A 12,987-nucleotide genomic window follows, 5' to 3' on the forward strand; every position below is an offset into this window, starting at 1 on the left:
AATTTAGACCTTGACAGTAGAGTATAAATCAAACAGTCAACGATGATCTAAATTAATTTCTGCTGCGTTGATAAAAAAGATTTCAAAAAATCCTATTGGGGGCTATATGGGTGCTATATATACCCCAACAATAGCTTAGGACTTTTGTAAGATTTTGACACCTATATAGGGTATATATAGGTGCTAAATGGGGTATATTTGACTAACTAGCATTTTATACCCCATTTAGCCCCCAAGGAGTTATGATAAACTCTTGAGTCTGGAGAACAAAAGGCTCTTGAGCAGAGGAGCAGAGGAGCAGAGGGGCAGAGGAGAGAATTAAAACAGTTCTTAGTGTTTACTATTTCCTGTTAAAAATGGAGAACTCTGACCTTTAGCAGAATAATTAGTTTTTCTTGCACTGATAATTAATAATTGTTAATGCAAACATTTTCTCTTGCTCCTCTGCTCCCCTGCTCCCTTGCCTCTCTGCTCCCCCAAATTATCTAAACAGATAGCTTTCAAAAATCAAAGTGTATTACCTTTGTCTTTATGTCAAACATTCACACGTTACAAAAAATTTTTCCTGCGGGTTTCGATAACGGTTACGGAAGTCTCAAACTTTTAGTCGATGGCTTTGAAGTAGTTCGTGTCCCCAGCTATATTTCCACTAACGACATGGAAGATGTGCCAGGGCGTGTAGTTTTTAACGGTAGTGCTTATACAGTTGGAGAGTCAGCTTACCGTACAGGAAATTATTTTGACCGCAACACAGACAATAATGAAAATAAAGTCAATAATGCGTTGTTGACTTTATTGGGTGCATTGGCACATCTGCCACACCGTAAGGCTTGGCACTTAAAATTAGTCGTCAGCTTACATGATGTCGGTCTGGCTGAAGAATTACAAAAAGTACTCAATGGAGAATATCAGCCAATACTTGCTGGCAAACAATCAGAAGTAAAAGTAGAAGTGCTGAAAGTTGTACTAGAGGGTATGGGTGCATTATTTGGGCATCCACTACCAAAAAAATTAACCATTTTAGACTTTGGCAATGGTACGACCCTGTATTCTCGTTACAACCGGGGTCAGCGAGAAGTTCACACTGCCTACCCCATCGGTGTAGAAGTTCTCATCGATGATATCTCCCAAAAAATGAAACATTTGAATGGCGGAAAAATCGCAGATCCATCCAAAATCCGATTTTGTTTGGAAATGGGGCATACCCGATACAGCCGTGACATCGATATCAAAGATATATACAGTGCTTCTTTAAAAGATTGGTATGAAAAATACTTGAAGAAAGTGGTGAATCTGACACTTGATGCCAAGCACCAGGGGGATGAAATCTGGGCGATTGGTGGAGGCTGCCTCTTACCAGGATTTAAGAAGCTGTTGGAGAAAAACGGCTTCAAAATCCTGGACAATCCGGTAGAAGCCAATGTCTCTGGGCTTCTAGAAATGGCAAAAACTATTCTTGGTAAGAACCCAACTACTACATCTCTTAAGTGAAGTTATAACAATGGCAGATAAAAAAGACTTAGCACCGGAAAAAGTTCGCCTCAAAGATAATTACCGAGAGCGCATATTTGCAGAATCGCAAAAACTAGATAAAAGTTACCTGGACACGCTTTACTTTATCGTTGATTGCTATTTTGTTTTCATCAAGGCTGGATTACCTGCACAACTTTTAGCTGACACACCGATTAATACTGAGTCAAACCAACTCACGTCTTGGACTCCAACTCCATTTGCAGAGGAGAAAGAAGAAGATTCTTCAGGGGAAACATTCAGCCTTGATTTTGATTTGTAACCCTCAAAGGAAGTTGGCAACGGTAAAGAAGGGAAATTAGCCTGTGCCATTCTTTCTATCAGTATGTTTTTATATTATTTTACACAAGTTTCTGTGCGATGGCTCAAGCGCCCACGCCCAGACGATCGCTTTGCGAAAAAGAAAGTGAAAATTCTTGAACCAATACATCCAGATGAATCAAAAACAATTAGAAGACTCCATTTTTGAAGCTGTCTCTGACGCGATTGAAAGAGTTTGGACAATTGAAGAAAAGCAGTTGATTCAGAATGATTCCGAATTGCTCCCGTCACCTAAAAGAATGGCTAAATAATTCTCTTAGCGATACTTGTTGGCATCCAGAAAACTATAAAATAGTCCGAGACTTAACTACCCCTTCAAACTTCAGTCTCCCCATGAATTTGTTGGAAGATGAAGAAATTCATATTCCTTTTTAAAGCCTCTTGTATTCGGAGCGTACTTAATTACGAGATTCCTAACGCTTCGCGCAATTTTTGTGAACATTAAAATTTTCGGAAAAATACAATGGATATTCAATCTACACTCACCCAAGCTATTGAATTTATTGTTATGAGCTTTGTTGCTCTGATGATTTTCGATTTTATCGACGGACTTTATGTTGTGCCATTACCACCTATTGCAATTGCACAATCCAATGCCAGTTCCAAATCCACAGTAACAGCAACTCAATTTGAACCACTATCTAACACTAAACAACTAGAAGTTGAACCTCAACAAATCCCCTTCGTTACATCACATTTTGAGGAAATTTCTGACCCCTGGACATTAGAACTAGAGCCTCACAACAGTTCTATCGAAACTCAACCAGTTGTACTCCAATTCCCTTCACTAAGGCTACTACCACCAGCTGCACTTGTGCAACCGAAATTTAAGGCTAAAACTGCCAAAACTACCAAGACCACTAAACCAACCAAGAACTCCTTGAGCAAACCTACTGTGACTGAATCCAGGAGTAAATCTGGTACGCGTTTTAAGGCTGCTTAACCACAATTGAGTTTGCCCTGCGAGCGCATCGCAAGCGCATCATCTGTGAAGGCGTAACGGACTACGCCCAGGCAATCGCTCGACAAAGTATTGGTGAAGGTGTTGCGGCTACGCCAATTTTGGATGAAAAATCAACACTATATAGTCATGCTTTGCCAAATCGCTACACAAGGCTGCCTGTTTGACCTAAAAACTGTTTTGGATTATGGGCAGTCAGTATTAAACGTTGCTCAAGAACTTGCTAAGTCATTAATTGCTCATCGCCCCCTGACCATAAAAACGATTCAGTCACAAATGAACCGTCATTTCCTCGGTACTGCTGCTGAAGGTTTCTGGGCGTGGAAAGACGCATACGAAGCCGTGGAAGTTGCACAAATCCTTTATCTTCGACGCAACGGGTTATCATCAAATCCTCTCTTAGAACTGCAACAACTAGAATCACTCTTCCCCACGCACACCCGCCGCAGCGAGGAGCAACTAAAACTTCAGCAGTTCTCAACTCCATTGCCATTGGCTTACTTGGTAGCGTTGGCAGGGCAAATCACAAACAATGACCTGGTGCTAGAACCATCGGCTGGTACTGGTATCATGGCACAGCTCGCCAAACTTCAGGGCGCGAGTCTTATGCTCAACGAACTCTCGCATGACAGAGCTTCGATTCTGCGTCGGTTGTTTCCAGGCATTCCATTATTTGGGGTGAATGCTGAACAGATCAACGATTATTTGGCAGGGCAGACAAAACCATCTGTGGTGCTGATGAATCCACCGTTTTCATCATCGCCCAAGGTGAGCAATCGCAACCCAGATGCCACACCACGTCATATCAACTCAGCATTGCAAAGGCTGGTAGATGGGGGACGACTGGTAACGATTACTGCTAATTGGTTTTCTCCAAGCAATGATGATTGGCGAGAGACTTTTGTCAAAATGCAACAGAATGCAACAGTTGTGCTTTCAGTGGGGGTCAACGGTAAAGCTTACGCCAAGCACGGAACACAGATAGATACACGAATTACCGTGATTGATAAAGTTCCGCCTGCTGATCCCACTGACATTGCTTGTATACCGCATACAGTGGAGCTTGCCGAACTGCTGAAGCTGATTGAGCAACTCCCAACCCGACTGGTGTGGCAACGACAAAATCTGGATGCTCAAGCTACTGCTTCAATTGCGGTTAATTTAAGTATTAGAGAGCCGAAACAGAGCCACTCGACACCGCAACATCAAGAAATACCCCAATTTCTAGATGTTGTTCCTCTAGATTATGAGGTTGTCGAGTGGACTGCAACCGAAGGGCTAAAAGATGCCCTCTACGAAAGTTACCGCCCACAACGAGTTCGGATTAAGGATGCTTTACCTCATCCCTCGCTTTTGTGCGAAAGCGCAGCGCTGGCACTTGTGTCTCCTCAATTCCCTACCTATAAACCTCATCTGCCTCAACATATTGTTGCACAAGGGTTGTTATCTGAAGCACAACTTGAAAGCGTGATTTACGCTGGTCTTGCCCACTCAGGATTTCTGACAGGTTCCTACTTTGTGGATGACTCCCTTGATAACGTGACAGTCGCGGCGAACAATGAGCAAAACGCTGTGAGGTTCAGACGCGGCTGGTTTCTTGGTGATTCCACGGGTTCTGGTAAGGGGCGACAGGTTGCTGGTATCGTTTTAGATAACTGGTGTCAGGGGCGTAGAAAAGCGATCTGGGTATCCAAAAGTTCTGCATTGATTGAGGATGCAAGACGTGATTGGTGTGCGCTGGGTGGTAGTGAAAAAGACATCATCGATCTGAGCAATATCAAACTAGGCGATCCAATCCTCTTTTCGCAAGGTGTTCTCTTTGCTACATACTCTACTTTAAGATCCCAGAAGGGTGGTAAAAGTCGGCTCAAACAAATCATTGAATGGGCAGGCAAGGAGTTTGAGGGAGCGATCGCCTTTGATGAGTGCCACGCAATGGGTAATGCGATGGCACAAGATGGTCAGCTTGGAATGGTCAAAGCATCTATGCAGGGTATCGTTGGTCTTCGGCTACAAAATGCACTGCCCTCTTCTCGGGTTGTCTACGTGTCTGCCACTGGTGCTACTATTGTATCCAACCTCTCCTATGCTAATCGCCTGGGGCTATGGCAGACTGGCGACTTCCCGTTTACATCTCGTGAAGACTTTGTGGAATCCATTGAGGTTGGCGGTATTGCTGCAATGGAAGTTGTTGCCAGGGATTTGAAAGCGCTGGGATTATACTTGGCGCGATCGCTCAGTTTTGAAGGTGTTGAATATGACACATTAGAAATTGACTTAACTCCTACCCAAGAAAAAATCTACGACAGTTACGCCGACGCTTTTCAAATTATCCACAATAACTTGCACAAAGCATTGGAGGCGTGTAACATCTCTGGCTCAAAAACATACAATCGCATGGCTAAAATGTCTGCGATGTCTCAGTTTGAATCGCATAAACAACGATTCTTTAATCATCTATTAACCGGGATGAAATGCCCGAAACTAATCAACGCCATTGAGCAAGATATCGCCCAGGGTTACGCTGTTGTTGTGCAAATAGTTTCGACCAATGAGGAACTGTTGAAACGACGACTTCATCAGGTTCCCGCTTCGGAATGGAAGGACTTAAACCTTGACCTGACTCCGCGTGAGTATGTCATGGATTACTTAATGAGTGCCTTTCCCGTTCACTTGCACGAAATTCATTCTGGCGTTGATGGTGAAGAACGTTCCGAACCAGCCTTTGATGCTGATGGTTCGCCCATTATCTCACAAGCAGCCTTGGTGTTACGAGATGGACTGGTTGACAAACTCGCAAGCCTTGACCCTATCCCTGGAGCTTTAGAGCAACTATTGTGGCACTTTGGTTACAAGAATGTCGCTGAGGTTACAGGACGGAGCAAACGGGTACTGAAATCCGAAACCGGGCGGCTATTTGTGGATTCAAGAGGTAATGGGACGAATATTGCTGAAACTACAGCATTCATGGCTGATGAAAAACAAATTCTCATCTTTAGTGACGCTGGCGGTACTGGACGTAGCTATCATGCGGATTTGAACGCCGTGAATCGGCGGCGGCGATTGCACTACTTACTCGAAGCCGGCTGGAGGGCTGATAACGCAATTCAGGGACTTGGGCGCAGTCACCGTACAAACCAAGCATCTGCACCAATATTTCGACCTGTGACTACCAATGTCAGGGGTGAACGTCGGTTTATCTCCACAATCGCTCGGAGATTGGACAGTCTAGGCGCACTTACCCGTGGACAAAGGCAAACGGGCGGCAACGGCATATTCGATACTAAAGACAATCTTGAGTCGAACTATGCAGAATATGCTTTGTATGAATTGTTTAAGCAGATTTATCAGGGTAGATTCGCACAAGTCCCACTCGGAACCTTTGAGCAAATGACTGGGTTATCGCTGACTTCCACTGAAGGTGGAATGAAAATCGACCTCCCACCATTGCGGCAGTTTCTCAATCGATTGCTGGCTTTGAAAATTTCAATGCAGAATGTGATTTTCGAGAGGTTCGAGTTGCTGTTGAGTCAACAGATTGAAACGGCGATGGCTCATGGTGTGTTTGAGGTCGGGGTGGAAACTTTACGGGCAGAACGGTTTACTATTGCAAGTATTGAATCCGTTTATACCCATCCTGATACTGGCAGTGTGACCAACTACCTGAAGATTGAGCGCGTTCAAAACAACAACATTAGAACTGCTAGTGAAATGTTGGAGTTTGCCAGTATGCACCAGGGGCGGCTCATGGTGAATGAGAAATCTGGTAATGCCGCAGTTAGCATACCCACACACAGCATTTTCGACTTTGAGGGTGGTGTTGTGCCGAGGATTCTGCTCGTTCGTCCACAAAAAGAAACTCGTGTAACAGTCGAACAACTGGAGTCGTCCACTTGGAAGCAGGTTGAGGTTGATGAGTTTGTCGCGGTGTGGTCGAAGGAAGTAAACCAATTACCCAGCTTTACTACTGACTACATTCATCTGGTAACTGGTATTCTGCTACCTATTTGGAAAATACTACCACAGCACAGTAGTAGAGTGTTCCGGTTGCAAACCAGTGATGGCGAGAAGATTCTGGGGCGAGTGGTTAATGCTCTGGATATTCAGTCGGTGGCCGAGCAGTTGGGGATGAAAAACAAACTCTTAACTCCAGAGGAATTGGTATCATTGGTACTGAACGAAGGTTACTCACAGCAGTTGCCGGGTGGTGTAACCTTGCGGCGTTCTTACATTGTAGGGGAACCACGTATAGAACTAGTTAATGCTATCTCGCTGGCTGACAGGCTTGTGGCGAAAGGATGTTTCACAGAAATTATTCAATGGCGCAAGCGGGTGTTTGTACCGACTGGCGATCGTGCTGCATCTGTTCTGGCGGCGGTGATTGAAATTCTTGGGTAATTGTGCAAAGCGATGTGGTTTTACCCGTCGCTTTATTTTTTCTTGAATTATCATCAAGTTTCTTCAACTACAACTATTATAGGCATTTCTCAATCTCAGAAAATTGATATTCAATCTTTTTTGCAACTCAATTAATTTGAATTAATATTTAAACAGAATTCAGCCCTTCTAAGTTCTGACTACAAAAAAGCTGTTCTGAAAAACCTTTGTCAGCTAAATACTATCTTTATAGGTCTATTTGTTGCGCTTGAGATTTAGCCAATATTTTCTCTATCTGACTATTCGCATCCTCAAAAGTTTGCAATATCTGTGGAGTTAGTTTATTAGTCTGCAACTGACCAGATTGCAAGTTTAAAATTACCTCTCCATTTTTCTGCGAAATAGTTAAATCCCTCTGCTGGGTATTGAAAGTCAAGTCATAAATTTTTCCTTGAACTTGAGTCCCATTTTCATCAGACTTACCCCAGACCATACCAATCCTTTGAGCAATTTGACTTAGCCGACTGATGGCTTCAAGTTCAAATGTATCTTGATTCATTACTGTCAACGCTTGGGCTGATAATTGCTCACCAGCTTTAAACCCATTAGCCACTTCTACAATGCGTTTTTTGTAATTCTCCGACTTCCCCAACTTATCTGCGGCATTGTACCAATTTCTCAAGTCATCAATAGTGATTGTCGGGGACTTCTCTACACCTAGAGGTTCGGTTTTTGTACTATTACTAATGTCTGGTGTAGAAGGAGTAGTGGAGAGTAATGGAGTTATAGATTGGTTAGGTGGGGATTGTGCTGTTTGTTCTGGTGGTTTCAAAAACTGCGGTCGTGTGGCAAGGGAGTTAAGTTTTTGTTGATAGTCACTATCCGTTTCAATAATTGTCCCGAATTTCTTGGTCATGCTCGACAAAGTTTTGGCAGGGATGGAGCTATCAACCAAGTTAAATACCGCTAGACCTTTTTTGGTTTCCCTGATAACATCTTCTGTTGGTACTTGTTGACATTCAACTTTTTGAGCAGTTAACCATTTAGTTACAGTCTCAGCTTTCTGGTTGTCAACAGCCAGACCCATGACTCCAAGTTTTTTGTTTGATTCTGTAGAAAATAAGAAAGTAGGACGCTCTTTAATATGATGGAGAATTTTCGCACTACTCTCAATCATCTCTTGTTGTTCAGAATTAACTGATTGAGTCCCAAAAGCCTGAAATTCTTTCGTCCACTTCTGGGGATATTCAACGGTATTAGGGTCAATTTGAGCGCAAATAACAGAAAAATTACTTTCAATGATTGCGGGTGCGGATGTAAGTTGTCCGCTTTTGAGCAGTCCAAGCTGTCTGAGCGCGTCTTTGTCTTTTTTAAAGTGCAACACTCCCAAGGGTTCACCATTCAAAAATACAGCATCTCTAGTTTTAGAAGCTGAGGTTTCGATACTCAGTTTTCGGTAATCTTGATCATTGAATGTCTGACCAGAAAAATCATAAAAGTTAATTTTATTAATTTTGAGGAGATGACCATTAGGAGACTCACCCAGCACAAAAGCTTGATCTCCAGTTTCGGAGATAGAAGTAAGTTTTAACTTTAGAGGATTACCATTTTTGAGATAATTAATTTCTTTTAACTGTTGGGCAGAATCACTGTCTAACTCACCCAAAGTCAAAGCATCAATTTTGATTTTTACTGTTTTGTCAGGAATCGGCACAGTGCCAAATTCTAAGTTGACCGGTTCGGCATTAAAAACAAGTCCTGCATAAGAGAAGTTCTTGAGTTCACGGATAGTAATTTCAACCGGCTCAAATCCTAGCAGTCCAATAGTTGCTTTGGCAGTAGCAGGTTCTACCCCAACCATACAAGAGAGCGCTTTTGTACCAATGGGAAGCTGTGCGGTTCTAGTTTCAAGCATGGCGAATTCCTTATATTCGCCGTCACTATCTTGGACAAATAACAATCTGGAAACGTGGCGTTCATGTCCGACTGGGTGGTGGCTAGCCCTAATTTCTATCGGGTGCAAATCATCCTTGTTCCAGTCTCGACCCAAAAATTGATTCGCTTCATTCAAAAGTGTGACTAACTTCGGTTCAGTAAATTGCAACTTATCTAAGCGAGAAATAATCTCAGTTGGGAAAGCAGCGAAGGCAAAATTAGAGACTTTTTTAGCGATGTTTGATGGCTCGGTGTTTTCTTTTCTTGCAACTTCAAGTTCATCTTGGCGGGATGCACAGATGTTCCAAGCGGCGGCGGCGGATGCAAGTTTTTCTAATTCTGGTATTGAAGCGTAAAATGCAAGAGCCGTCTCCTGCGCCAAGGCAAAGAGTAGTTTAATTTGGCTTCTAGTAAGTTCTGGTTTAAATTCTATTACTTTAGCTCCCTGCGTGGTCATCCCCGGTTTGAGGTTGTAGTCAGTCACAGATTGTTGGCTAACTGTTCCCAGTTTATGGTACGCGGGTTTCCTATCCTCCCCAATCTCACCATCTATCTGTGCAACTACTAATAATCGGTGCGGGCGTTCTTTACTTCTGAATTTCTCTCTTATTTCATCTAGGCGAATGTTCAGCGTCTGGGCTTTCCAGATTAGGGGATGCCCGTAACGGGTGAGATTGGTAATTTCGAGTTTCGCCCCCTGTGGAGTTTCGACAATTGCGGATGGCCCTTTCTCAGTTTCACGCCGTTGGGACATCCGAACCGCAGCGTTGAATTTCCGATCAAACTCGTACTTGGCGGCAACTGCTGCCAATTTTTGCTGTGATGTAAATTCTACTCCTTTGAATAAGTCTTTAAACTGGACGATGGGACGCGATTCTAACTGTGATTCTTGGAAATATTTATTGGTTTGGCTAATTAATAATTCTACTGGTGAGTAGCCCTTTGGTGTTATTCCCGTGCTTAAATAAGCTGACGAAGATTTTTTATCTTTAATATAATTAACATCACGATATAAGTAGCAGCTGTTTTCCCTGATTAAATCCATCTCAGGTTTTTTTGCACTTTTGAATAAATCAACTGCTATTTGGTTTTGATAACACCCCTCACCAATCATTTCTCGGTACATCAGGCGGTTAACATCCATCGCCTGCTGAATAATCTCCGGCGTTCTGTTAGGATTCTCTGCTAGAGCTACAACAGATTGCATGAAAGGTTTGTACTCTGGTCTAATTGGTTTGGGCTTCTCGCCATATTCCTGTTCAAATAAACTTTGATAATGGCTAGATACTTGTTCTAAATATTCTAATTTTTGTTCTAAAGTCCCATAAGTGTTTAGTACCTCAATTTCTGATTCTAATGCTTCCAGTGCCGTCACTTGATTGTTGATTATGCCCACGCTGATGCTATCGCTCATGTGGATAGCAATTTTTTCAAATGGGGGCTGGCTTCCATCGGTGGGATCATAAAATGATTGTTTTTTGAGCTTAACCGTGGGCGAATAGGCGTTTTGGGGAAGATTTCTTCGCTCTGCCTCTGCTGTTAAATTGGGGTATAAGCTAGCTCTTGCTACACCTATGCAGTCACCATCGTAGTCTCGTGCTTGGCGTTCTGATTCGGTTTCTGCTGGGTCGATAAAATCAACATCAACCCCTCGTGCTTCTAACTCTGTAATTCTTTGCTGTATGCGCTTGTGGTCTTCGTCATTGACTACAATTATGCCTTTGAGGTCTTTACCATCTGGCCCGAGTCGATCTTTAACGTGCTTGTTAGCAGACACACACAATCCGTTAGAATTCAGAAAAGGAGAACGGAAGTTAAGAATTTTCTCTTCATTCTTTTCCCATGAAACACAAATTTCACCATTTTTAAGTTCCTTGGATGGAATAATCATCCCTCGGTCAAAAGTAAGCGTTTTCCCCAGAGCGATATCTCGCCATTGGCTCTGTAAAAACCGACTTAATTCCTGTTTAACTTTTTCCGTTTCTAAAAGTTGTTGATGACCAAGTAAGTCAGTTTTGATGAGTTTATACATGAACAAGTCATCTTTAGTACTCTCGTCATCTAATTCCTCATCTGTATCTAAATTGTCATTTGTCCCTAAGTTTTTAACATCTAGTTCAAGGTTTGTGACTTCTCCTATTTTTAATTTACTTTGGTTCAATGATTCTTTGCGTAAATCGTATTTTTCACAATAGTAAGCAGCAACAATTCTAGGGTCATCTTGAATAGAGGCTAGTTTTTCAGCTTGTAGCTCTAATTCTTCGGCAAAATCTTTAATTCCTTGGGGGAAAGATGCCAATAGTTGGGAGATAGACATCTGACCTTGCTGAGATTGCCCTTTTTCAGCTAACCAAATATTTTGCTGATATAATCCTGGTTGAATCTGCGGTTTAGTGGGGCCTTTGGGTCTATCCTTGTCTGTTCCCTTAAAACTGCTTATGGGGAGAATTATATCGATTTTTGGTTCATTGTTCGGGTCTGCGTACTTTATATCATCTAGTTTGTATGGTCGCAGTGTTCCTTTGCCAAAGCGATATTTAGTAGTATCTTCTCCAAGTCCATCCACCCAACCGAATCGATGCTGAATTACACGATAGCTTTTATCTGCTTGGGATTCTCTTAAAGTTAGCAAGTCATAGAGTTGTGTTGAAATTTGTCCATAACAGTCACCAACTAATTTATATGCTAAATCATTTGATAATATCCCTCCATTTTCACCCCGGTTATCAGTAGAATCATCTACTACCAAAATGTTTAGCTTTTCGTGAATCGCATTTTTACATGTTAAGAAATTACTGCCCCAGGCTAGACGCTCAAGACCCAAAACACTCTCTTGGAATCAGGATCTGTTGCTTTCACAGTCGCCGCAGCAACAACAGCAGCGTAAGTCAGAGGCGGATCTAAGCCTTTAGTGGCGAGCGCTGCTTGAATGCGAATGAAAGGCTAGAAATAGGCAACGCACTTTATGAAAACAATGTCCAAAAGTACGAGAAAATTGGGGACTTCAGGCTGTTAGTAAAAAATGAGTCAGCCTTTATTATCAGTTTGATGCTCAATAATTTACCCATGAGTTCACAACTGATAGAAACAATATTTTCTCTTTGCGAACAAAAGAATCCTTTAATAGCAGTGGAATCTCCATTGCAAGAGAGGATAAGCTTACTCAAAAACCTAACTCAAAAATGCATTAATAGTGGTATCAATTGTTATCTTTGGATGTTAGAGGATGACAAATTATACCACTTAACAATAAGTGATTGGGGATTGGCATTCTCAGAAATTAAAGAATACAACAGAATCGCTTTCAAAGTTGTACGCGAAGATTCCTTTGAGATTTTGCGGTTTTGGAAGACAACCCAGTTACAAGGGATTTTGATCCTGGAAGGGATATACCCGTGGCTTGGACAAGGAGCGACGGATGCAGATTCCTTCCTGACAGCAGAATGGATTAAGTCAGCACTGATTAACATTAAGCTTTACAACCATAACTCCAGTAAAACAGCTTTGTTGCTGGGGTCAAACGCAAGCCTTAAGTCAGATATAGCTGGTCTAATACCCACAATTACCCAAGAGTTACCCACAGTTGAGGAAATTAGCGATTATCTGCCACAAATATTACCCGACTCAATTACACTAGTCCAAATCAATGAAATAGCGAATACTTGTGTAGGGATGTATTTGGCAGATATTGAAACAGGGGTAAAAACTGCCCTAGCAATTGGCAACAGTGAATTAGTGTGCTTTTACCCCCTGGATGACCAAATTGTGAATCATACCCTGACCAAAAATTAACGACATTTCAAGGGTTATAGCCTAAACATCACATAAAAGTTTGCATAAAATTATGGCCGCGTGTCCTGATT

At 42.3% G+C, this 12,987-nt stretch carries 7 protein-coding genes; 6 read left to right on the top strand and 1 reads right to left on the bottom strand.

The genetic code is table 11. The annotated features are described in order from the left end of the window. Positions 1–531: 531 nt before the first annotated feature. The 5 genes from LC653_RS24050 to LC653_RS24070 all read left to right on the top strand — a co-directional run bounded on the left by LC653_RS24050 (position 532) and on the right by LC653_RS24070 (position 7,210). The gene (locus tag LC653_RS24050; RefSeq protein ID WP_229497244.1) at positions 532–1,491 is read left to right on the top strand and encodes a ParM/StbA family protein; all 960 of its coding nucleotides are present in this window, start codon (positions 532–534) and stop codon (positions 1,489–1,491) included. A 10-nt stretch (positions 1,492–1,501) separates the two neighbouring features. Then, positions 1,502–1,792 (top strand): hypothetical protein, encoded by a 291-nt coding sequence (locus LC653_RS24055; protein ID WP_196522313.1) that lies wholly within the window; start codon positions 1,502–1,504, stop codon positions 1,790–1,792. A gap of 172 nt (positions 1,793–1,964) precedes the next feature. Next, positions 1,965–2,102, top strand: a complete 138-nt coding sequence (locus LC653_RS24060; RefSeq protein WP_229497245.1) for a hypothetical protein — start codon at positions 1,965–1,967, stop codon at positions 2,100–2,102. A gap of 212 nt (positions 2,103–2,314) precedes the next feature. After that, positions 2,315–2,794 carry a hypothetical protein gene (locus tag LC653_RS24065; RefSeq protein ID WP_229497246.1) on the top strand — a complete coding sequence of 160 codons (480 nt, stop codon included), beginning with the start codon at positions 2,315–2,317 and terminating at the stop codon, positions 2,792–2,794. Positions 2,795–2,917: 123 nt separating this feature from the next. Continuing rightward, complete coding sequence (locus LC653_RS24070) at positions 2,918–7,210, top strand: strawberry notch family protein (RefSeq protein WP_229497247.1); 4,293 nt, start codon at positions 2,918–2,920, stop codon at positions 7,208–7,210. A gap of 226 nt (positions 7,211–7,436) precedes the next feature. On the opposite strand, the gene LC653_RS24075 is transcribed toward LC653_RS24070, so the two are convergent. After that, positions 7,437–11,873 carry a hypothetical protein gene (locus LC653_RS24075; protein ID WP_229497248.1) on the bottom strand — a complete coding sequence of 1,479 codons (4,437 nt, stop codon included), beginning with the start codon at positions 11,871–11,873 and terminating at the stop codon, positions 7,437–7,439. A 176-nt stretch (positions 11,874–12,049) separates the two neighbouring features. Between LC653_RS24075 and LC653_RS24080 the strand changes: the two genes are divergently transcribed. Continuing rightward, on the top strand, positions 12,050–12,916 hold the full coding sequence (locus LC653_RS24080) for a hypothetical protein (RefSeq protein WP_229497249.1): 867 nt from the start codon (positions 12,050–12,052) through the stop codon (positions 12,914–12,916). Positions 12,917–12,987 lie beyond the last annotated feature (71 nt).

The organism is Nostoc mirabile CHAB5784, from assembly GCF_020829645.1.
Taxonomy (GTDB): Bacteria; Cyanobacteriota; Cyanobacteriia; order Cyanobacteriales; family Nostocaceae; genus Nostoc; species Nostoc mirabile.

Coding starts and splice junctions, on each gene's coding strand:
- LC653_RS24050 (WP_229497244.1), top strand. CDS start 532: ATGTCAAACATTCACACGTTACAAAAAATTTTTCCTGCGGGTTTCGAT.
- LC653_RS24055 (WP_196522313.1), top strand. CDS start 1,502: ATGGCAGATAAAAAAGACTTAGCACCGGAAAAAGTTCGCCTCAAAGAT.
- LC653_RS24060 (WP_229497245.1), top strand. CDS start 1,965: ATGAATCAAAAACAATTAGAAGACTCCATTTTTGAAGCTGTCTCTGAC.
- LC653_RS24065 (WP_229497246.1), top strand. CDS start 2,315: ATGGATATTCAATCTACACTCACCCAAGCTATTGAATTTATTGTTATG.
- LC653_RS24070 (WP_229497247.1), top strand. CDS start 2,918: ATGAAAAATCAACACTATATAGTCATGCTTTGCCAAATCGCTACACAA.